18 protein-coding genes and 1 tRNA gene are annotated in these 21,636 nt (G+C 73.6%); 18 read left to right on the top strand and 1 reads right to left on the bottom strand.

Features of this window, described 5'->3' with window-relative positions; all coding sequences use genetic code 11:
* Positions 1–392: 392 nt before the first annotated feature.
* A tRNA-Pro gene (locus VM324_10550) sits at positions 393–466 on the bottom strand.
* Between the two features lie 695 nt (positions 467–1,161).
* Between VM324_10550 and VM324_10545 the strand changes: the two genes are divergently transcribed.
* From VM324_10545 to mrdA, 18 genes are all read left to right on the top strand, one after another.
* Complete coding sequence (locus VM324_10545) at positions 1,162–1,854, top strand: hypothetical protein (protein HVL99717.1); 693 nt, start codon at positions 1,162–1,164, stop codon at positions 1,852–1,854.
* Positions 1,851–2,765, top strand: a complete 915-nt coding sequence (locus tag VM324_10540) for a phosphatidate cytidylyltransferase (protein ID HVL99716.1) — start codon at positions 1,851–1,853, stop codon at positions 2,763–2,765. Before VM324_10545 ends, VM324_10540 begins: the two co-directional genes overlap by 4 nt.
* Complete coding sequence (locus tag VM324_10535; GenBank protein ID HVL99715.1) at positions 2,756–4,144, top strand: lysophospholipid acyltransferase family protein; 1,389 nt, start codon at positions 2,756–2,758, stop codon at positions 4,142–4,144. Before VM324_10540 ends, VM324_10535 begins: the two co-directional genes overlap by 10 nt.
* A 17-nt stretch (positions 4,145–4,161) precedes the next feature.
* A complete protein-coding gene (locus VM324_10530; protein ID HVL99714.1) occupies positions 4,162–4,470 on the top strand; it encodes a hypothetical protein in 309 nt (102 codons plus the stop codon).
* Between the two features lie 38 nt (positions 4,471–4,508).
* Positions 4,509–4,760 carry a hypothetical protein gene (locus VM324_10525; protein ID HVL99713.1) on the top strand — a complete coding sequence of 84 codons (252 nt, stop codon included), beginning with the start codon at positions 4,509–4,511 and terminating at the stop codon, positions 4,758–4,760.
* A 52-nt stretch (positions 4,761–4,812) separates the two neighbouring features.
* Positions 4,813–6,168, top strand: a complete 1,356-nt coding sequence (gene tig / locus VM324_10520) for a trigger factor (protein HVL99712.1) — start codon at positions 4,813–4,815, stop codon at positions 6,166–6,168.
* A gap of 38 nt (positions 6,169–6,206) precedes the next feature.
* A complete protein-coding gene (locus VM324_10515; GenBank protein HVL99711.1) occupies positions 6,207–6,842 on the top strand; it encodes an ATP-dependent Clp protease proteolytic subunit in 636 nt (211 codons plus the stop codon).
* Between the two features lie 87 nt (positions 6,843–6,929).
* The gene (clpX, locus tag VM324_10510) at positions 6,930–8,222 is read left to right on the top strand and encodes an ATP-dependent Clp protease ATP-binding subunit ClpX (GenBank protein HVL99710.1); all 1,293 of its coding nucleotides are present in this window, start codon (positions 6,930–6,932) and stop codon (positions 8,220–8,222) included.
* A gap of 67 nt (positions 8,223–8,289) precedes the next feature.
* Positions 8,290–10,125, top strand: a complete 1,836-nt coding sequence (locus VM324_10505; protein HVL99709.1) for a PQQ-binding-like beta-propeller repeat protein — start codon at positions 8,290–8,292, stop codon at positions 10,123–10,125.
* 44 nt (positions 10,126–10,169) lie between these two features.
* On the top strand, positions 10,170–12,785 hold the full coding sequence (locus VM324_10500) for a valine--tRNA ligase (protein HVL99708.1): 2,616 nt from the start codon (positions 10,170–10,172) through the stop codon (positions 12,783–12,785).
* Between the two features lie 22 nt (positions 12,786–12,807).
* Positions 12,808–14,142 (top strand): Mur ligase family protein, encoded by a 1,335-nt coding sequence (locus tag VM324_10495; GenBank protein ID HVL99707.1) that lies wholly within the window; start codon positions 12,808–12,810, stop codon positions 14,140–14,142.
* A gap of 88 nt (positions 14,143–14,230) precedes the next feature.
* Positions 14,231–14,641, top strand: a complete 411-nt coding sequence (gene ndk / locus VM324_10490; GenBank protein HVL99706.1) for a nucleoside-diphosphate kinase — start codon at positions 14,231–14,233, stop codon at positions 14,639–14,641.
* 145 nt (positions 14,642–14,786) lie between these two features.
* The gene (locus VM324_10485) at positions 14,787–16,193 is read left to right on the top strand and encodes a hypothetical protein (protein HVL99705.1); all 1,407 of its coding nucleotides are present in this window, start codon (positions 14,787–14,789) and stop codon (positions 16,191–16,193) included.
* 147 nt (positions 16,194–16,340) lie between these two features.
* Positions 16,341–16,802, top strand: a complete 462-nt coding sequence (locus VM324_10480; protein HVL99704.1) for a JAB domain-containing protein — start codon at positions 16,341–16,343, stop codon at positions 16,800–16,802.
* Positions 16,803–16,906: 104 nt separating this feature from the next.
* On the top strand, positions 16,907–17,959 hold the full coding sequence (locus VM324_10475) for a rod shape-determining protein (GenBank protein HVL99703.1): 1,053 nt from the start codon (positions 16,907–16,909) through the stop codon (positions 17,957–17,959).
* Between the two features lie 137 nt (positions 17,960–18,096).
* Positions 18,097–19,065, top strand: a complete 969-nt coding sequence (gene mreC, locus VM324_10470; protein HVL99702.1) for a rod shape-determining protein MreC — start codon at positions 18,097–18,099, stop codon at positions 19,063–19,065.
* Entirely contained in the window at positions 19,062–19,589 is a 528-nt protein-coding gene (mreD, locus tag VM324_10465; protein HVL99701.1) for a rod shape-determining protein MreD, read from the top strand. Before mreC ends, mreD begins: the two co-directional genes overlap by 4 nt.
* Positions 19,590–19,613: 24 nt before the next feature.
* On the top strand, positions 19,614–21,629 hold the full coding sequence (gene mrdA, locus VM324_10460; protein HVL99700.1) for a penicillin-binding protein 2: 2,016 nt from the start codon (positions 19,614–19,616) through the stop codon (positions 21,627–21,629).
* Positions 21,630–21,636 lie beyond the last annotated feature (7 nt).

Below are 21,636 nucleotides of genomic sequence, written 5' to 3'. Positions count from 1 at the left end.
CCCCCGGGACCGCCCCGCCCGCCGCCCGAGCGACGCTGGCGGGTCCGCCGCGACGGACACACCGGGGCAGGCCGGCGAGCCCGGTAGACGCCGTGCGCGTGGGGGGGACGCCGGCCCTGTCGGCACCGGTGGGGGCCACGGGTCTCGCAGGGGCGAGAGCCTTCGACATGCCGGCTGACCGCACCCCGGAGCCCCGCCGGGCGCGTCAGCGACCGCTGCGCCCCGGCAGCAGGACGGCCCGCCGGTACGGCAAGGAAGCGAGCTGGCCACGCCGCGAAACAGGACGACCGCCCCGGTCGCCTCCCCCACCGTGCCCCGGGCGCCCGTGTGCGCCACGTCCACGGCGGCCGCCACGAGCGCGAGGCGTCGGCGCGCAGTGCGGCACTGCCACGTCGGGACGGCGGGATTTGAACCCGCGACCTCCGCCACCCAAAGGCGGCGCGCTGCCAAGCTGCGCCACGTCCCGTGACGCCAGCATACGACCAGGGCGTCGGCATGCCCCGGCGATCCGACCCAAGCATCCCCTGGGCGGGGCCAGCATGGCGGCGTGCGCCGCCCCCTCGTCGAGGTAGCCCTCCTCGGGGCTGGCCCGGATGACCGCGCCGCGCCTGCGCCCCCGCAGTTCGCCCCGAACGCCTGGGCGATCGCCTCGGGGTCGTGGCCGCCGGGCTCGGTTGAAGCGCCGCTCCTCGGCGGTGATGACCGCGTGCCGCACGTGCCCGGGGATCTGGTCGAGCGGGACCACGCGGCGGTCGACCTCGCCGTGGAGCATCGCGAGGACGGAGCCGTCCGCGGCGAGGACGCTCGAGCGCTCGTCGAGGGGCGGGAAGCCGGCGGCCCCGGCAGCGTCTTCGTCGAGGTCGACCGTCGACGCCGCCAGCCGCAGCGCCGGCTGGTACATCAGCGCGAGCCCAGGACGGCACCACCGCCGACGAGGCGTGCCCGCCGCTCCCACGCCCGGCGCAACCGCCCGCGCAATGGCGTCGACGGTGCGCGCGACCCCGGCGGCGACGGCCCGCGGCGAGGCCGCTCCGCCAAACGCTCCGGGCCGCCCCCCAAGACTGGCCCCGGCCGTCCCCGGGAGGAGATCGGGGATGTCCCTGATGGCTCCGCCGCGACGGCGCCGCACGATCGGACACAACGCCGAGGAGGGGAGAAGCGGTGGCCGTCGAGCAGCGTGGCATCGGGACCCCGCGGACCAGCGACGTCCGCCCGCCCTGCGGCCTGTACGCGGCCAAGCCGTGGTTCACCCGCCGGCTTGCTCCGCTCGAGGACGCACTCGCCGTCCGGGGGGTGCGCCCGGGCACCGTCACCGCCGCCGGGGCCGCGTTCGGCTGGGCCGCCGGGACGTGCCTCGCGCTCGGCGCGCTGCTCGACACGCCGGCGCTGTGGATGGCGGTCGGACCGCTCGGCGTCGCCCGCCTGGCGGCCAACGCCCTCGACGGCCGGCTGGCGCGCAGGAGCGGCGCAGCGGGGCCGTCCGGCGTGGTGGCGAACGAGGTGGGGGACCGCCTCGGGGACGTCGGCCTGCTCGCCGGTGTGGCGGCCGTGACGTCCACGGCCCTGGCCGCCGGCGCGCTGGCCGCGGCGCTCGCGGCCAGCCTCGTCGGGGTGCTCGCCCTCGCCGTCACGGGGCGACGGGACTGCGGCGGTCCGTTCGGCAAGGCCGAACGCGTCGCCGTGGTCGGTCTGGGCGCCGCCGCCGCGGGCGCTACCGGCGCGGCGACGCCGATCACCGTCGCCGCCGCCGCCGTGCTCGCCGGCGGGGTGGTCACGGCCGTCGCGCGGTTGGTCCGGCTGCGCCGCGCGACGGCCCGGACGCCCCGGACGCCCCGGGCGGTGAGCGCGCCGTGAGCGCCGCAGTGCTCGGGCAGACGTCGGCGCCGCTCCTCGGTCCCGGCGCCACGCGGATCGGCGCGGTCCTGTTCGCCGGCCTCGCCGCCGTCCTCGTCGCCGAGCGCCGCGGCGTGGGCGACCTGCCGGGTCGGACGCTGCTGCGGCGCTGGGCGAGCTGGGCCGCCGTTGCGCCGCTCCTCGCGCTCGCCGTGGCGAGCTCCTGGGGGGCGCTGGCGGCGGTCACCGCCCTGGCCCTGCAGGCCGGCCGGGAGTACGCGGGCCTGGTGCGACTGCCGCGGGGGTGGCGCCACGGGCTGTGCGCCGCCGCGGTGGTCGCCTGTGCGGCTGCTGCCTGCTCGCCCCTCGCCTGGCTCGTGCTGCTGCCCGCGCTTCTGCTCGCCGCCTCGGCCGTCCCGCTCGTCCGCCAGGACCCCGGGGGGCTGCGCGACCTCGCGGCCGCCGCCCTCGGGTTCGCGTGGGTGCCGTGGCTGGCCGGATGCCTGCTCGTGCTGCGCCTGCACGTCCCGGGTGGGGCAGGCATTCTCCTCGCCCTCGTCGTCGCGGTGGCCGCGAGCGACGTCGGCGCGTTCGTCGCCGGCCGTGGCCTCGGCGGCGCCGCCCTCGCCGCTCGGATCAGCCCCGCGAAGACGCGCGCCGGCGTCGCGGGCAACCTCGCCGGCGCGGCAGCTGGTGTCGCGCTCATGGGCTTCGCGCTGGCCGGCCTGCCCGCCCCGGTGGCCATCGGCCTGCCCGTGGTCGTCGCCGCCGGCTGTGTGTGGGGTGACCTGCTCGAGTCGCTCGTCAAGCGCCACGCCGGCGTGAAGGACGCCGGGGGGTGGCTGCCCGGCTTCGGCGGCCTGCTCGACCGGGCGGACTCCTTGCTCGTCGCCGCGCCGCTGGCCACGGGGTGGGTGCTCGCATGGGCGTGACGCCGCTCGGTGCCGCCCGGCCCCATTGCGAGCCCGTCGCGGGCGCCGCCCGCCACACCCCACCGTCCACGCCTTCGCGGGTGGGTCGCTCCGGCCCGCTCCACCGGGGCGCGGTCCGCACCTGGCCCCTGCTTGCGCTGCGCGTGCTCGTGCGAAGGCTTGCGATCTTCCCGCTCCTGCGCGCCGCCGCCGGCCGGCTGCCCGTGAATGGCGCCCACAGGCTGCCCGACGGCGCGGTCGTGCTCGTCGCCAACCACACGAGCCACGCCGACACCGCGGTGATCCTGCGCGCCCTCCCGCGCCGGCTGCGCGGCCGCCTCGCGCCCGCAGCCGCCGAGGACTACTTCTTCGCCGGCAGGTTGCGCGGGACGCTCTCCGCGGCGCTGCTCGGCGCCTTCCCGTTCCCCCGCCGCGGGCCCGCGGGGCTGGAGCGCGCCGCCGCGCAGCTCGCCGCAGGCCGCGTCGTGCTGCTGTTCCCCGAGGGCACGCGAGACGGGGGCCCGTTCCGCGCGGGGATCGGCCGGCTCGCGGTGGCCGGGGCGACCGTCGTGCCGGTGGGCCTGGCCGGCACCGCGGCGCTGCTGCCGAAGGGCGCCCGGCGTCCTCGCCGGGGACCCGTCGCGGTGGTGTTCGGCCAGGCCCGCCGCTACCCGCCCGGCGCGGACCCCGCCGCCGTCGCCGCGGACCTCCAGGACCGGGTCCGCCACCTCGCCGCCGACGCCGCAGCAGCGACCGCGGCCGGGAACACGCGTGACGCGGGGGCGGCCGCCGACGGCGGCCCAGCCGGCCGCCGGGCGCCCCGGCCCACCGTGTACGCCCGGGCCCGCGCCCTCGCCGCAACCCCCCGCGGCATCGCGGTGGTCTTCGCCTGGTCGTTCGCCGAGGCGCTCGTCTTCCCCGTCATACCCGACCTCGGCATCGGCCTGCTCGCCGCCGCCGCCCCGACCCGGTTCCTGCCGCTCGCGCTCGCCGGGGCCGCCGGATCGGTGACCGGAGGCGCCGCCGCCTGGGGCCTCGGCGCCGCGGGCCACGTGCCCGCGCTGCCGCTTGTGACCGCCGGCATGGCCGACACCGCACGCACCCTGCTCGCCGACGCCGGGGCGGGAGGGGTCTGGACCCAGCCGCTGTCCGCGGTGCCCTACAAGGCGTTCGCGTTCCAGGCCGCCGGCGAGGGCGCCGCACTCGGCCCGTTCCTCGCGGTCACGGCCCTGGCGCGCGGGGCCCGCATGCTCGCCGTCGCGGCGGTCATGGCCGGCCTCGGCGCCGTGCTGCGCCGCTTGTGCCCGCCCCGGCGCGTCCCCGGGGTGTACGCCGCCGCCGTGGCCTGCCTGCTCGTGCTGTTCACCCTCGGCCTCGTCGAGGTCGTTGCCCGCTCCTGAGACGAAAGGCCCTCGCCATGGTCCTCATCGCCGGTTTCGACGGCCCCGGCTTCACCAGCCTCTTGCTCCTCGTGCTCACCGGCGCCGCTATCGTCTGGTCGGCGCCCGCCGGCCTGGCCGGCGCGGTGGCCGGCGCGCACCTCGCCCGGCGCCGGGTGGCCGGCTGGTGCGCCGGCTGGTGCCTGGGTGCGGCGGCTGCCGGGTCGCTCGCCCTCCTCGCCTCCCGCGCCGGGGTGTACGGCTGGGAGCTGAACGCCCTCGCCTACGCCCCCGTCTGGGCGGCGTGCGCCGCCCTCGTCGCGTGGCGCCGCGCCACGGCGCGCTGACCACCCCGCGTATTCACCCCGCGATGAAAGGACCGGCCATGCTCATCCCACCCGTCCTCGCCGGCCTCGACTTCCTGTGGCCGGACCTCACCGCCGGTGACGTCGCCGCCATCGTGCTCGTCCTGTTCGCCCAGCTCATGGCGAGCCTCGCCGTGGCTGTTGCGGTCGGTGTGCTCGCGGCCTGGGCGCTGTCCGCGCTCGCTCGAGCCGCCCTGCGTCGGTGGCGACGGCGCGCGACGCCCCCGCGCGTCGAGCGGCGCCTCGCGGACCGGACCATTGGCGCCCCGTGACGCGCCGCTCCTACGATGGCCGTCCAGGTCCCCTCGCAGGCAAGGTGCGCACGTGAAGACCACCGTCGAGCGCGTCGACGACACCACGGTGAAGCTCACCGTGACCGTGGAGCCCAGTCGCGTCACCGAGGCCATCGACGAGGCCGCCCGCCGGCTCGCCAGCGAGGTCCGCATCCCCGGCTTCCGCCCGGGCCGGGCACCCAAGCGCGTGCTGGAGAGCCGTCTCGGCAAGGACGCCATCTGGGCGGAGGCGGCCCGCGACGCCCTTCCTCGCTTCTACAGCGAAGCGGCCCAGGCGGAGGAGCTCGCGGTCATCAGCCAGCCCGAGATCGAGCTCGAGACGTTCGAGGACGGCCGCGAGGCGGTGTTCTCCGCCACCGTGGAGGTCCGGCCCGAGATCGAGGTCCCGGACTACGCGCAGCTGCAGATCCCGCACCCCGACTGGGAAGTCACCGACGCGGAGGTCGACGAGCAGATCGAGCGGCTCCGGGAGCGCTTCGCGACCCTCGAGACGGTCACCCGCCCCGCACGGGTCGGTGACCACGTCCTCATGAGCGTCAGCGGCGCCCGCGGCGGCGAGGCGGTCCCCGAGGCGAGCGCCGACGACACCGTCTACGAGGTCGGCGACCCTGAGCAGACCGACTCCGAGCTCGACCGCAACCTCGTCGGCGCGAGGGCCGGCGCGATCCTGAAGTTCACCGACACGCTCGGCGCCGACTACGGCGAGCGCGCTGGACAGCAGGTGGCGTTCACGGTGATCGTCAAGGAGGTGAAGACCCGGCGCCTGCCCGACCTCGACGACGAGTTCGTCGCCGACGCGAGCGAGTTCGAGACCGTCGAGGAGCTGCGGTCGGCGCTGCGCGAGCACCTGGCCGCCGAGAAGCTCGCCCAGGCGAGGGACGCGCTTCGCGGACGGGTCGTCGAGGCCGTGAGCGACCTCGTCGAGGTGCCCCTGCCCCCGTCGATGGTGGCGAGCGAGCTGCGCTACCGCCTCGAGCAGGTCGAGCGGCAGGCCGAGCAGTACGGCATGCCCCTCGACGCCTTCCTGTCCGCAGCGGGCCTGAGCAACGAGCAGCTGCTCGAGCGCTTCGAGGCGGAGGCGCGCAAGTCGGTGAAGGCCCAGCTTGTCGTCGAGGCGGTCGCCCGCGACGCCGGTATCGAGGTCGAGAGCGACGACCTGCGCGAGGAGCTCACCCGGCAGGCCGCGCACCTCGGGCGCGACGCGAACGAGCTCGCCGAGCTCATGGGCCACCCTGAGGGCGTCACCGCCCTGGTCGGGCAGACCTACCGGCGCAAGGCCGTCGAGCACCTCGTGGCGGGCGTGCAGGTCCTGTCCGGCCCGCCGCAGGCCGCCGAGGAGGCGCCGTCCACCGACCGCACCGACCTTGGCGACGACACCGCATCCTGAGCGGTATCGTGGCCCCACACCTGCGAAGGAGTCCGAGGATGCCAGCTGTGGAGCCCGTCGCGAACTACCTCGTCCCCATGGTCATCGAGCAGACCAATCGGGGGGAGCGCTCGTTCGACATCTACTCGCGGCTGCTGAAGGAGCGCATCATCTTCCTCGGCACGCCGATCACCGACGAGATCGCCAACCTCATGATGGCCCAGCTGCTCCATCTCGAGGGCGAGGACCCCGACAAGGACATCAACCTCTACATCAACTCACCGGGCGGGTCGGTGACCGCGGCACTGGCCATCTACGACACGATGGAGTTCATCAAGCCCGACGTCGGCACGTTCTGCCTCGGCCAGGCGGCGAGCGCGGCGGCGGTCCTCCTCGCCGCCGGCACGAAGGGCAAGCGCTTCGCCACCCCCCACAGCCGGATGCTGCTCCACCAGCCGCACGGCGGGGCGGAGGGGCAGTCGGTCGACATCGAGATCCAGGCCCGGGAGATCCAGAGGATCCGCGACCTGCTCGACGAGATCCTCGCCGGCAAGACCGGTCAGCCGATCGAGAAGATCTCCTCGGACACCGACCGCGACTTCATCATGACGGCCGCCGAGGCCAAGGAGTACGGCGTGATCGACGGGGTCATCGAGACCCGCAAGCTGCAGGAGGCTGCTCTTCGGGCGAGCTGACCGGGCGGCGTCGGGGGACCGTGTCTGCGGGACCCGGGTTCGCTACCATGACGCCGAGCGACGGGAACCGGAAGGGGACGAGCAGGGATGGCGAAGTTCGGCGAGAGCGGCGACCTGCTCAAGTGCTCCTTCTGCGGCAAGTCCCAGAAGCAGGTCAAGAAGCTCATTGCCGGGCCGGGTGTCTACATCTGCGACGAGTGCATCGACCTCTGCAACGAGATCATCGAGGAGGAGTTCGCCGACACCCCTGACCTCGTCCCGGGCGACCTGCCGAAGCCCGTCGAGATCTACAGCTTCCTCAACGACTACGTCGTCGGCCAGGACACCGCGAAGAAGACGCTCGCCGTCGCGGTCTACAACCACTACAAGCGCATCCGGGTGGGCGGGCCGTCCGGCAACGGGTCCCAGCCCACGCGCGAGGACGAGGTCGAGCTCGCCAAGTCCAACATCCTGCTGCTCGGACCGACCGGCTCCGGCAAGACGCTGCTCGCCCAGACGCTCGCCCGGCTGCTCAACGTGCCGTTCGCCATCGCCGACGCGACCGCGCTCACCGAGGCCGGCTACGTCGGCGAGGACGTCGAGAACATCCTCCTGAAGCTCATCCAGGCCGCGGACTTCGACGTGAAGAAGGCCGAGACCGGGATCATCTACATCGACGAGGTCGACAAGATCGCCCGCAAGTCGGAGAACCCCTCGATCACGCGGGACGTCTCCGGGGAAGGTGTGCAGCAGGCGCTGCTGAAGATCCTCGAGGGCACGGTCGCGTCCGTGCCGCCCCAGGGGGGGCGCAAGCACCCGCACCAGGAGTTCATCCAGATCGACACGACAAACGTGCTGTTCATCTGCGGCGGCGCGTTCGCCGGGCTCGAGCAGGTCATCGAGCAGCGTATCGGCCGGCGCGGGGTCGGCTTCGGCGCCGACGTCCGCGGCAGCCACGACAAGGACCTCTCCGACCTGCACGGCCGGGTGCTGCCCGAGGACCTCATCAGGTACGGGCTCATCCCCGAGTTCGTCGGCCGGCTGCCGGTCGTCACGAACGTGTGCGAGCTCGACCGCGAGGCGCTCATCCGCATCCTCACCGAGCCGAAGAACGCCCTCGTGAAGCAGTACAAGAAGTTCTTCGAGTACGACAAGGTGCAGCTCGACTTCTCCGAGGACGCGCTCGAGGCCATCGCGGACCAGGCGATCCTGCGCTCGACCGGCGCACGCGGGCTGCGCGCCATCCTCGAGGAGGTCCTCCTCAACACGATGTACGAGCTGCCCTCGCTCGACGACGTCGGGGAGTGCCTCATCACCGGCGAGGTCGTCCGGGAGAAGGTCAACCCCACCCTCGTTCGCCGCGCCGAGGCCGACGACCGGCGCAAGAAGCGCTCCGCGTAGTGGGGCGCCCCGACTGGGCGACATGAGGACCTGACGCGGCCGGTGCCGCCGTAGGCGTGGATCCGGCGTGATCGAGAACCTCGGGCCGGCGGCGAGCGGGTTCCCGGCGAACAGCGCCGCCTGGAACGGCGAGCGGCTGTACGTCGTCACGCTCGGCCTCCAACCGGCGCGCCTCGCCGAGTACGACCCCGCGCGGCGTCTCGTCACCGACACCCTCCTCATCCCGACGGGTCTGCGCTGCTGGGCGATGGCGGCGATCGGCGCGGACGTCTACATCGGCATGTGGGGGACCCGTGGAGGCGAGGCGAACCTCTACCGCTTCGACGCGACGCGGCGCAGGCTCGAGGGGTCCCGGCCCCTCGACCAGGCCTACTCGTCGATGGCGGCCTCCCCTGACGGGCGCACCCTCTACCTCGGGACCGCGCGAAGCGGCGTGGTCTTCGCCTACGACATCGCCACCCGCCGGGTCCGACGGCTCGCCTTCGCCGACCCCACCGGCAGCGAGGTCACCGCGGTCGCCGCCACCGCCGACACCGTCTACGTCGGCCTGGGCCGGCGGCGCGCCGGGCTCGTGGCCATCGACCGGGCTTCCGGGGCGGCCCGCCACATCCTCCCGCCGGAGCTCCGCGACGGCGTCGGGGTCTACTCCCTGCGCGTGACCGAGTTGCTCGTGGTCGCCGCGACGCAGGCCGAGCCCGCGCGGGTCGGCGTGATCGACCGCCATAACCCGGCGAGCTACCGCATCGTCGAGCCGCCCGGAGAGCACGCCGTCGGGGCGGTCGAGGTCGATGGCCGCAGCGTCTACTTCAGCGGCATCGCCTCGGGCACCCTCTACCGGATGGACCGGCGCACGGGTGCGCTCGAGGCGCTGTCGACCCCGGTCGCGCACGTGCCCACGCGGCGGTCGGTGCGTGTGGCCAACCGGCTGCTCGGCGTGACCGCTCCCGGCATCGTGTTCAGCCACGACCTGCCGACGGGGGAGGTCACCCTGACCGACCTCGTCGGTGCGGGGGCGCAGGGCGGCGTCGAGCGGCCCCAGTCGCTCGCGGTCGCCGGCGAGGACGTGGTCGTCGGCACGAACAACGCCGCCGAGGTCCATGCCGCCGACGGCAGCGGCTCACGCCGCGTCGTCATCTCCGGCGAGGCGAAGACCGCGACGGCGGTCGGCGCCAGGGCCTACCTCGCGACCTACCCGAACGGGCAGCTCTGGGAGGTGCGGGGGGCCGGCGCCGCGGCCCGGGTCGCCAACTGGGCCGATGTCTACAACCGGCCGCGGGCGATCCACCACGACGCCGCGGCCGGCCTCCTGCTCGTCGTCGCCAACGCCGACTTCGCCGGGGGCGGCGCGCTCGTCGTCACCGACGACGCGGGGTCCCTGCTCCACGTCCACCCCGACCCGCTCGGCGGAGGCCAGGAGCCGAACGCCGTCACGTCGCTGCCCGGCGCCGTCGCCGTGGTCGGCGGCATCGGCGACGACGCGCGCCTCGCCGCGGTCGAGGCGCGCACGGGCCGGCGGCTGTGGGCGACGGTGCCGGTCCCCGGCGGCGGGCGCCTTTCAGGCCTGGCGGCCATCGGCGGCACCGTCTACGGCCTGGCCCGCGACGCGACGCTGTTCGCCCTCGACGCCGCCACGCGCAAGGTCACCGCCAGCAGGAACCTCACCGCCGGGCGCACCGGCGAGCTGCTCGCCGCCGACGGTGCGCTCTACGGGGTCGACGGCAGGCGGCTCGTCCGCATCGACCCGGTCACGCTTGCGACGACCGTGCTCGCGCGCGGCCTCGTCCACGTCGCGTTCACCCCCAACCCGCCGGTGCGCGTCGACGCCGGGGGGCGCCTCTACGTGTTCAGCGGCACCGACCTGCTGCGGGTCAGCGTGGGGGCTACGACCCACCACGCCCCCTGACGCGCGACGGGCGGCGCGGCCAGCGCCCCTCGTACACTTCCCGCATGTTGCGCGAGCTGGCCAAGACCTACGACCCCGCCGAGGTCGAGGAGCGCCTCTACACGTGGTGGGAGAAGTCGGGCTTCTTCCACGCCGAGCCGGACGATCCCGGCGAGCCGTTCTCGCTCGCCATGCCCCCGCCGAACGTGACCGGCAGCCTGCACCTCGGCCACGCGCTCACCTCGGCGATCGAGGACGCCCTCGTCCGCCAGGCCCGCATGAGCGGCAGGAACGCCGTGTGGCTGCCCGGCATGGACCACGCGGGCATCGCTACGCAGAACGTCGTCGAGCGTCAGCTCGCCGGGGAGGGCTTGTCCCGCCACGACCTCGGGCGGGAGGCGTTCGTCGAGCGGGTGTGGGCGTGGAAGGCCGAGTCGGGCGGGCGCATCATGCGCCAGCAGCGCCGGCTCGGCGCCTCGTGCGACTGGGACCGGGAGGCCTTCACGCTCGACGCGCCGCGCAGCCGGGCCGTCCGCGAGGTGTTCTGCCAGCTCTACGACGACGGCCTCGTCTACCGCGGCAACCGGATCATCAACTGGTGCCCGCGTTGCCGCACCGCGCTGTCGGACATCGAGGTCGACCACGTCGAGGAGGACGGCGAGCTCGCGTATCTGCGCTACCCCGGGGCCGACGGCTCCGACGGCGTCGTCGTGGCCACGACCCGGGCGGAGACGATGCTCGGCGACACCGGCGTGGCCGTGCACCCCGACGACGAGCGCTACGCCCACCTCGTCGGCCGCACGGTCCGCTTGCCCCTGCAGGACCGCGACATCCCCGTCGTGGCCGACGCCCACGTCGACCCCGGGTTCGGCACCGGCGCGGTGAAGGTGACGCCCGCGCACGACCCCAACGACTACGAGATCGGCCGCCGTCACGACCTCGAGGCGGTGGACGTCATGACCGACGAGGCCACGATCGGCCCCGCGGGCGGCGCCTACGCCGGTCTTGACCGCATGGAGTGCCGGGAACGCGTGAAGGCCGACCTCGACGCGCTCGGCCTGCTCGTGCGGGTCGAGCGCCGGACGCACGCCGTGGGGCACTGCTCGCGCTGCGGCACCATCGTGGAGCCGCGGCTGTCCGACCAGTGGTTCGTCAAGGTCGGGCCCCTCGCGGAGCGCGCCATCGAGGCGGTGCGCGACGGCCGCACGCGCTTCGTGCCCCCACACCACGCGAAGGGCTTCCTCGACTGGCTCGACAACCTTCACGACTGGTGCATCTCCCGGCAGCTGTGGTGGGGTCACCGGATCCCCGCCTGGTACGACGAGGACGGCAACCTCCACGTGCTGCGCGAGGACCCGCCGGAGGGTTCCGGGCTGCGCCAGGACCCCGACGTCCTCGACACCTGGTTCTCCTCGCAGCTGTGGCCGTTCACGACCCTCGGCTGGACCCACCCGGGCGACACGAACCCCGCGTTGGAGGCGTGGTATCCCAACACCGTCATGGAGACCGGCTACGACATCAACACCTTCTGGGTGAGCCGGATGCTCATGATCGGGCTGCACCTGCTCGACGACGTGCCCTTCCGCACGGTGTTCAACCACGGCATGGTCCGCGACGAGCACGGCAAGAAGATGTCGAAGTCCTTCGGCAACGTCATCGACCCGCTCGACCTCATCGACCGCTACGGCGCGGACGCGCTCCGCTTCGGTCTCCTGCGCGCGGCCGCACCCGGTCAGGACGTGCCGATCGCCGAGGAGTGGGTGGAGGGCGCGCGCCGCTTCATGAACAAGCTGTGGAACGCCGCCCGCTTCGTGCTCGGCCGGACCGCGGACGGCGTCCCGGACGGCGGCCTGCCACCGGACGGGGTGCTCGCCCTGGAGGACCGCTGGATCCTGTCCCGCCTCGAGGCCACCCGCGCCGCCGTCGACGCCGCCTTCGCCGCGTACGACCTCGCGCGCGCCGCCCAGGCGCTCTACCACTTCGTGTGGGACGAGTTCTGCGACTGGTACCTCGAGCTCGCGAAGCTGCGCCGCGACCCCGCCGCCGGCCAGGTCCTCGTCCACGTGCTCGACGTCGTGCTGCGCCTGCTCCATCCGATTGTTCCGTTCGTCACCGAAGAGGTCTGGCGCACGGTGCGGGGGGCCGGCGAGGACGGCACGATCATGCGCGCCGCCTGGCCGGCGCCCGACCCGCAGCGCCGCGACCGCGACGCCGAGGAGGGGTTCGGGGCCCTCGTCGACGTCGTCACCGAGCTGCGGCGCTTCCGGGCGGACCACAGCCTCGCGCCCGCGGCCCGCATCGACGTCGTCGCCGTGGCCGACGCAGCCCGTAGGCCCGTGCTCGAGACCGGCATCGAGGGCGTCACCCGACTCGCCGGCGTCGGGTCGTGGACGTTCAGCGCGATCGCGCCGGCCGAGGCGCCGGTCGGCAAGGTCGTCGTGCCGGGCGCCGAGCTCTACGTGCCGCTCCTCGGGGTCGTCGATCTCGACGAGGAGCGCACCCGACTGCAGCGCGAGCTCGACAAGGCCCGCGCGGAGGTGCGCCGGGCCGAGAGCAAGCTCGGGAACGCGGGCTTCGTCGCCAAGGCTCCCGACGCGGTCGTCCGAAGCGAGCGCGACAAGCTCGCGGCGTGGCGTGCCACCGTCGACAAGCTCACCGCCCAGCTCGACACGCTCGCATGAAGCGCAGCGCCAGGGGCCGTCAGTGAGCGACCCGGGCTCCTACGCCGACAGCGTGGCCGCCCTGTACGCGCGCCAACCCGAGCGGATGGTGCCCGACCTGGACCGGATGCGGACCCTCGTCGAGCTGCTCGGCCGGCCCGACCAGACCTTCCCGGCCATCCAGCTCACCGGCACGAACGGCAAGACCTCCACCGCGGCGATGGTGACGTGCCTGCTCGGGGCGCTCGGTCTCGCGGCGGGCACCTTCACCTCGCCGCACCTCCAGGACGTCCGGGAACGGATCCGCGTCGGCGGGGAGCCGATCAGCCGGGAGGCCTTCACCGAGGGGCTCGACTACCTCGGGCCGTTCCTCGCCGAGGTCGACGTCCGCCACCACGACCGGGTGACCTTCTTCGAGGTGCTCACCGCGCTCGCGCTCGTGCACTTCGCCGACCGTCCGGTGGACGTCGGCGTGTTCGAGGTCGGCATGGGGGGCCGGTGGGACGCGACCAACCTCGTGCGGGGGGAGGTGGCGGTCCTGACCGGGGTGGGCGTCGACCACGCCGAGCTCGGGCCCGATCCCGCCTCGGTGGCCCGCGAGAAGGTCGGGATCATCAAGGACGGGGCCGTGGTGGTGGCGGCCCGCCAGGAGCCGGCGGTCTCCGAAATCATCGTCGACGCGGCCGAGCGCGCGGGGGGCCGTCTCGTCGTGGCCGGGCGCGACTTCGACGTCGCCTCGCGGGAGCTGGCCGTCGGGGGGCAGCTGCTCACCCTGCGGGGGGTCACCGGCGACGTCGAGGACGTGTACCTGCCTCTCCACGGGGTGCACCAAGCGCTCAACGCCGCCTGCGCACTCGCGGCCGTCGAAGGCTTCCTCGGGTTTGCCGGCAACCTCGATCCTGCGGTGATCCGTGAGGGCTTCGCCGCCGTGCGGTCGCCGGGCCGTCTCGAGGTCGTGCGCCGACCGCATGCTTCCACGGTCGTGCTCGACGGAGCGCACAACCCTCTCGGGGCGCAGGCACTCGCCAGCGCCCTCGAGGACGAGTTCGCCTTCCGCCACCGGGTCCTCGTGCTCGGGGTGCTCGGCGACAAGGACGTCGAGGGGATCGTCGACGCGCTGCTCGAGGTCGCCGAGCACGTCGTGGTGACCGAACCGCCGAGCACCCGGGCGGCGCCCGCCGACCGGCTCGAGAAGCTGATCCGGCGCGCGTCGCGAGCGGGAACCCGGCGGGCGCCCACGGTCGAGGTCGCCCCGGACGTCGCCTCGGCGGTGGAGCTCGCGTCGGGCCTGGCGGCGCAGGAGGACGCCGTCGTCGTCACCGGGTCGCTCTACACCGTCGGCGCGGCGCGGGCGGCGCTCGGCCTCGCGGTGGCGTGACGGCGGCGAGGCGCCACGCGCGGACGGCGCGCCTGCGGGGTGCCAGCGACGTGCGGCCCGAGGGCCACAGCCGCTAGCCTGCCGCCCCATGACCTCCGCGCAACGCACCCTCGTCCTCGTCAAACCCGATGGTGTCCGCCGCAGCCTGATCGGCGAGGTCCTCGCGCGCATCGAGCGCAAGGGGCTGACGGTCGCCCGGCTGGAGCTGCGGACCATCGACCGGGGGGTGGCGGAGGAGCACTACGCCGAGCACGTCGACAAGCCGTTCTTCGAGGAGCTCGTCACGTTCATCACGAGCGGCCCGCTCGTTGCGATGGTCGTGGAGGGCCCCGACGCGGTCGCCGCAACCCGTTCCCTCATGGGCGCCACGAACCCCGTCGAGGCGCCCCCCGGCTCGATCCGCGGCGACTTCGCGACCGAGATCGGCGAGAACGTCGTCCACGGGTCGGACTCGCCGGACAGCGCCGATCGCGAGATGCGGATCTTTTTCGGCGGGTAGTCCTGAAGGTCGTTATTGTCCGTTGCAGTGGCTGGACCTCGCCGCCCATGCGGGGCTAGGCTCCCGCCGGTCACCGTAACCGGTGTCTTCCCCCCGTCGTTACTCAGTTGTCCGGGTACTAGTCCGCCGAGTTCGGGAGCAGAGAATGCCGAAGATAGCAAAGAAGTCGCTCGTCCTGGCGCTCTGCGCCATGGCTGTCCTTGCGGCGGGGGTGCTGCCGGCCGCCGCGCAGACGGCGAACGCCGCCCGCGGGTACAGCTACGGGATCAACGCCGCGCTCGGCGGGTCGGCGCTGCTCGACCAGACCCCGAACTGCACCGCCGAGATCCCCCCCGAGGCCGAGGCCTTCTGCCGTGAGGTGCTCGTCGACGTGCCCGTCGAGGGCGTGCTCGAGTCGGGCACCCTCGTCGCCGAGAACCAGGTCAACGCCGCCGGTGGCCTGTCCGGACGACTCCAGGAGGAGCGGGTCGACTTCACCGGACCGGGCGTCATCCCCGACGCGTTCAACGTGGCCTCCTACGCGGTCACCGAGGAGCTCGCCGTGGTCGACACGCTGCTGCAGGCGGAGGTCGTCGAGGCCGAGGCGGTCGCCAGCTGCGTCGGCGGCCAGCCCGTCTTCGCCACCGGCGCGAACGTCGCGAACCTGCGCCTCGCCGAGACCGAGGTCCTCGCGCCGCTGCTCGACGCGCTCGAGATCGACCTGTCGCCGGTGCTCAACCTGACGCAGGCGCCGAACACGCTGGTGGTGGACCTGTCGCCGGTCATCCGGGTCGTGTTCTGGGAGACCAACTGGGACGGCAGGACCGGCACGACCGACGGCAGCAACACCGTGTTCGTCAACGCGCTGCGCATCCAGGTGCTCACCGGCGTTGGCGACGGCGGCGGCCTCATCCCGCTGCCCGACATCCTCGGTGACCTGCTGAACCTCGAGCCGCCGGCCGGCAGCGACGTGCAGGTGCAGCAGCAGGAGACCGGCACGGTTGACATCATCGTCAGCCATGCGGAGGCGTCCGTCACCAACTGCGCCGCCGGCCCGCAGGGCCCCGGCGGGCCGCTGGACGGCATCACGAAGACCGCCTCGAGCGACGTCGTCTTCCCGGGCGACACGTTCACCTACACGATCGACGTGCCGAACCAGAGCCCGACCTGCACGCTGACCAACGTGCGCGTGGTCGACACGATCACCGGCCCGCCCGGGTCCACGATCACCTCCACCACGCCGCAGGCTGACAACGTCGACGGTCTCACGGTGACGTATAACGACGTCGGCCCCATCGGGCCAGGCCAGAGCGTTCGCCTCACCATCGGTGTCCGAGTCCCGGACAACGCCCCCGCCGGCTCGACGTACGCCGAGCAGCTGCGGGTGACGGCTGACTGCGACGGCCAGCCCGTCCAGGGCGGGCTCGACTTCACCGGCCCGCGTGTCGGTGAGCGTCCGGCCCCTGCCGGCCCCGCCGGACCTGGCCAGCTGCCGCGCACCGGTGGTGCGTTCCCGCTCGCCGGACTGGCGTTCATGGCCTTCGGCGCCGGCCTCCTGCGGCTCCGCGGCTGACCACGTAGCCGGAAGCGGTTGCGGACGGCCCGCCACGCTGGCGGGCCGTTCGCCGTTTTCCCCAGGCGCAGGGCCGGCGGCGCCCTCCGGGGGAGCCCCACCGGGCCATGCTGGTGCGACGCTTGCGCCAGACAGGAGGCCCCCGTGGTGACCGCAGCGCCGATCGTCCCCGCCTGTCCCACCTGCACGGTCGGGGCCGGCCGCGCGTTCCGCCCCGGGCCCCCCCGACAGCGCACCCAGGTGACCACCCCCGAGGACGCCGCGGCGCTGGTCGTACCGCTGTTGACGGGGCTCGACCGGGAGCACTGCCTGCTCGTGACCCTCGACGTGAAGCACCGGCTGCTCGGCGTGGCGACCGTGTCGGTCGGCACGGCCGACCACACCTTCATGGCTCCCCGCGAGGTCTACCGTGACGCGCTCCTTGTCGGGGCGAGCGCCATCTTCCTCGCCCACAACCACCCGAGCGGCGACGCCACCCCGAGCGCCGACGACCGGGCACTGACGCGCCGCCTCGCGCAGGCCGGTTCGACCCTCGGCGTGGAGCTGCTCGACCACCTCGTCGTCGGCGACCCCGACTGGACGAGCCTTGCCCGGATGGGCGTGCTTTGACTACTGCGCTCCGGCAGGGCACGGTAGGCTGCCGGCCGGGCACCGACGCCCACCGTCCGTACATTGTCCGCTCGGCTGTCCCCTCCTTCCCCCAGGGAGCTTGCGTGGCGCAGAACGTCGTCTCCGCCCTCCAGTTCTTCGGCCGTGACATCGCCGTGGACCTGGGCACCGCGAACACCCTCGTCTACGTGCGGGGACGCGGCATCGTCCTGAACGAGCCTTCGGTCGTCGCCATCAACACGAAGAACGGCGCGATCCTCGCCGTCGGGTCCGAGGCCAAGCGCATGATCGGCCGGACCCCCGGCCACATCGTCGCCATCCGCCCCCTGAAGGACGGCGTCATCGCCGACTTCGACGTGACGGAGAAGATGCTGCGCTACTTCATCCAGAAGGTGCACCGCCGCCGCTACTTCACCTTCCTCAACAAGCCCCGGGTGGTCGTGTGCGTGCCCTCGGGCATCACCGGGGTCGAGCAGCGCGCCGTCGAGGAGGCCTCTATCCAGGCCGGCGCCCGCGCCGCCTACATCATCGAGGAGCCGATGGCCGCGGCGATCGGGGCCGGCCTGCCCGTCCACGAGCCGGCCGGCAACATGGTCGTCGACATCGGCGGGGGCACGACCGAGGTCGCGGTCATCTCCCTCGGTGGGATCGTGACGAGCGCCTCGATCCGCATCGGCGGCGACGAGCTCGACGAGGCGGTCGTGAACTACGTGAAGAAGGAGTACTCGCTCATGCTCGGCGAGCGCACCGCCGAGGAGATCAAGATGGCGATCGGCAGCGCCTTCCCGCTGCCCGAGGAGAACCACGCCGAGATCCGCGGGCGCGACCTCGTGAGCGGCCTGCCGAAGACGATCATCGTGAGCGCCGAAGAGGTCCGCAAGGCCATCGAGGAGCCGGTCAACTCGATCGTGGACGCGGTGAAGTCGACGCTTGACCGCTGCCCGCCCGAGCTGGCCGCCGACATCATGGACAAGGGCATCGTCATCACCGGCGGCGGGGCGATGCTCCACGGGCTCGACGAGCGGCTGAAGCACGAGACGGGGATGCCGATCCACACGGCCGACAACCCGCTGCACTCCGTCGCGGTGGGCTCGGGCAAGTGCCTGGAGGAGTTCGAGGCCCTGCGCCGGGTCCTCATCTCGTCGTCGCGCCACTGACCCCGCGTTCTGACGTAGGGGGAGTGCGTGAGCGCGTGGTCAGGGCCCGCCCCCGTTTGGTCAACCTGACGGGGCAGTGCCCACGGCTTAGCCTGGCGGGGCAGTCTGACCCACCGCAGGTGGTACCGAGGTCGTGAATGCCTGACCGTCGCCGCAACCCCACCATGCTCGCCGTCTTGGTGCTGGTGTCGCTCGTGCTGCTCACCGTCGACTACCGGCAGGGTGACGGTGGGGCGGTCGCTGCCGTGCAACGCGGCGCCATGGCCGTGTTCGGGCCGGTGCAGGAGGGTTTCGCCGGGGTGGTGCGTCCCGTCGGCTCGTTCTTCGCCTCCGTCGCCGACCTGCGGCGGCTGCGTGACGAGAACGCCGCGCAGGCCGAGGAGCTCAAGCGGCTGCGGGAGGCGCGGCTGTCCGAAGCGGACCTGGAGCGGCAGAACCGCGAGCTGCGGGCGCAGCTCGCCATGCGCGACCGCCTCGGCTTCACGACCACCGGCGCCCAGGTCATCGCCGAGGCGCCAGGCGCCTTCGAGTGGACCGTCCTCATCGACTCCGGGGCCGACAGCGGCCTGCGCCAGGGCATGGCCGTCCTAAACGAGGACGGGCTGGTCGGCAAGGTCGTCGCCGTGACCCGCTCCCACGCGCGCGTGCAGCTGGTGTCCTCGCCCCAGGCCGGCTACGTCGTGAAGATCGCCGACAGCGGCGCGGAGGGCTTCCTGTCCGGTCGTGGCTCCCGCCCCTACCAGCTCGACATGGCCAACGCGGAAATGGAGGTGGAGCCCGGCGCGGAGGTCGTGACCTACGCGTTCCGGGGGTCGAGCATCCCCGACGGCATCCCCGTCGGCGTGGTCGAGGAGCACCCGCAGACACGGGAGGCGGGCGGCGCGGTGGTGTCGGTCCGCCCCCACGTCAACTTCGCGCGGCTTGGCTTCGTGCAGATCGTGCTCGACGCACCCGTGCACCCCGACGACCTCGATCCCGAGGAGCTCGTCGAGGGGGGGGACCCGCCGCGTCCCCCACCGATGCCTCCCCGCCACGCGCCCCCGGCCGACTCGCCTGAGCAAGGCCAGACCCAGGGACAGCCAGGGGGAGACACGAACCGGACATGATCGCCAGAGCGGCGATGATGACGCTCGTCGCGATGACCGCGCTCCTCCTCGACACCGTCGTACTGCCCGGGCTCTCCTTCGGGATGTGGCGGCCCGACGTCCTCGTGCTCACCGTGGTGGGGTTCGCCCTCGTCGACGGGCCCGGCACCGGGGCCCGCTACGGCTTCGCCGCGGGGTTGGCGGTCGACCTGCTGTCGACCGGGAGCCAGCTCGTCGGCACGGGGGCCCTCGTGCTCGTGCTCGTGGGCTACGGCTGCGGGGTCGTGCGCCCCTACCTGTCGGCGACCGGGCTCGTCGGCCAGGTCGCTCTCGCCGCGGCGGCGAGCACGGTCGCGGTCCTCGCCTACGGGCTGCTCTCCCAGCTGCTCGAGGCGGCGCCCTCCACGCCTTTCGACGCTGTCCAGTCGGGTCTCGCCACCGGGCTGTACAACGCGCTGCTGGCCCCGCTCGTCGTCGTCCCCGTGGGCGTCCTGTCCCGACGCGTGCCCGGGGCTCCCGCGGTCACGCCACGTTCCCCGCTCTGACGGCGGGTGCTACCCTCGGGCGCCGTGCTGACCAACTCCCGGCCCGCCGCCCTTGACGCGGCGGAGAGCACCCGTCTGCGGCTCACCTTCCTCACGTTGCTCGTGGTGAGCCTGTTCGTGCTGCTGTTCGCGCGGCTGTGGTTCCTCCAGGTGATGGCGGGGGAGCGCTACGCCGACCGTGCGGAGGGCAACGCCGTGCGCACCATCGCCACCGAGGCGCCCCGCGGCAAGCTGCTCGACCGCGACGGCGATGTGCTCGTGCGCAACCGCTACGCGATGGTCGTGAGCGTCCAACCGGAGCAGATGGGGCAGCGCGCCGGCGAGATCCTCGCCGAGGTCGCCGACCTCCTCGGCATGTCGATGGAGCAGGTCACCGACCGGCTCGAGAACTCCCGGGTCAGCCCGCTGCGGCCCAAGCCGATCGCGGTGGACGTGCCCGAGGAGATCGCCTTCTACATCCACGAGAACGGCGCCGACCGGTTCCCCGGGGTGTACGCAGAGACGCTGCCCCGCCGCGACTACCCCCACGGCTCCCTCGCGAGCCACCTCGTCGGCTACCTCGGCGAGATCAGCGGCGAGGAGCTCGCGGGCGACCGCTACGCCGGCTACCGCGCCGGGGACCTCATCGGGTGGTCCGGGGTCGAGCGCACCTACGAGTCCGTGCTGCGGGGCAAGGAGGGCCTCCGGCGCCTCGAGGTGAACGCGAACAACCAGGTGGTGCGCACCGTCGAGGAGACGCTGCCCCAGCCGGGGGCCGACCTGCGTCTCACGATCGACCTCGAGGCCCAGCAGACCGCCGAGGTGGCGCTGGCCGAGGGCATGGAGGTCGCGCGGCGAACCCGCGACCGTGCGAGCGGACCGCAGCGCGGCGGCTACTTCAGGGCACCCGCCGGCGCCGTCGTGGTCATGGACGCGGCCACCGGCGAGATCGTGGCCATAGCCTCGAACCCCGCGTTCGACCCGGCCCGCTTCGTCGGCGGGGTGGACAACGAGTACTGGAGCTACCTCCAGAACCCCGACAGCCACTTCCCGCTCATCAACCGGGCGATCCAGGCGAGCTACCCGCCGGGCTCCGTCTACAAGATCGTCTCCGCGGCCGCGGCGCTCGAGGGCGGCTTCATGGACACCGTCGAGCTGCGCGACTGCCCCGGCCGGTGGGAGTGGGGCCCCAGCGTCTACAACAACTGGAAGCGCAGCCACTCCGGGGCCATGAACCTCGCCACGGCACTCGTCGAGTCCTGCGACACGGTGTTCTACGCGCTCGCGCGGGAGATGTGGGAGCACGAGCAGGCCAACCGCGCCGAGCACGAGTTCCTGCCCGCGATGAGCGCGGCCTTCGGACTCGGCGAGCTGACCGGCATCGACCTGCCGGTCGAGCGCCGCGGGGTGGTCCCCGGTAGGGCGTGGCGGCGGACCTACTGGGAGGAGAACCGTGACACCTATTGCACGAAGGCCCGCCAGCTCGAGCCGAACAGCTATGCGCAGCGGGTGAACGCCGACCTGTGCGAGCGCGGCGGCGACTGGCGCGGCGGTGACGCGGTGAACCTGTCGATCGGTCAGGGCGACCTGCAGACGACCCCCCTGCAGATGGCGAACGCCTTCGCCGCCGTGGCCAACCGCGGGACGCTGTACCGCCCCCACGTGGCCAAGGAGATCCTCCACCGCGACGGGACCGTGACGCCGATCGAACCGGAGGTCATCGGCACGCTGCCGGTGAGCCCCGGGCACCTCGCGTACATCGAGGAGGGGCTCATCGGGGTCACCGCGCCCGGCGGCACCGCGGGCAGCGTGTTCGGGTCGTTCCCCGTCACGATCGCCGGCAAGACGGGCACCGCCGAACTGAAGCCGAAGCAGCCGTTCGCCTGGTTCGCGGGCTACAACGTCGCCCCGGTCGACGGTCGCACGTACGTCATCGTGGCGATGGTCGAGCAGGGCGGCGGCGGCAGCCAGACCGCCGCCCCGATCGTGCGCCGCATCTTCGAGGGGCTCCTTCCGTCCGTGGACGAGTCCTCTATCCGGCCCGGCGCGACGACGGACTAGGCGCGAC

Source organism: Egibacteraceae bacterium, assembly GCA_035540635.1.
In the GTDB taxonomy this organism is placed as follows: domain Bacteria; phylum Actinomycetota; class Nitriliruptoria; order Euzebyales; family Egibacteraceae; genus DATLGH01.
Note: the sequence above shows the minus strand (reverse complement) of the source record. Positions and strands in the feature narration are given on the sequence as shown.

Coding starts and splice junctions, on each gene's coding strand:
- VM324_10485 (HVL99705.1), top strand. CDS start 14,787: ATGCCGAAGATAGCAAAGAAGTCGCTCGTCCTGGCGCTCTGCGCCATG.
- VM324_10535 (HVL99715.1), top strand. CDS start 2,756: ATGGGCGTGACGCCGCTCGGTGCCGCCCGGCCCCATTGCGAGCCCGTC.
- VM324_10515 (HVL99711.1), top strand. CDS start 6,207: ATGCCAGCTGTGGAGCCCGTCGCGAACTACCTCGTCCCCATGGTCATC.
- mreD (HVL99701.1), top strand. CDS start 19,062: ATGATCGCCAGAGCGGCGATGATGACGCTCGTCGCGATGACCGCGCTC.
- VM324_10530 (HVL99714.1), top strand. CDS start 4,162: ATGGTCCTCATCGCCGGTTTCGACGGCCCCGGCTTCACCAGCCTCTTG.
- clpX (HVL99710.1), top strand. CDS start 6,930: ATGGCGAAGTTCGGCGAGAGCGGCGACCTGCTCAAGTGCTCCTTCTGC.
- VM324_10500 (HVL99708.1), top strand. CDS start 10,170: ATGTTGCGCGAGCTGGCCAAGACCTACGACCCCGCCGAGGTCGAGGAG.
- ndk (HVL99706.1), top strand. CDS start 14,231: ATGACCTCCGCGCAACGCACCCTCGTCCTCGTCAAACCCGATGGTGTC.
- VM324_10525 (HVL99713.1), top strand. CDS start 4,509: ATGCTCATCCCACCCGTCCTCGCCGGCCTCGACTTCCTGTGGCCGGAC.
- mreC (HVL99702.1), top strand. CDS start 18,097: ATGCCTGACCGTCGCCGCAACCCCACCATGCTCGCCGTCTTGGTGCTG.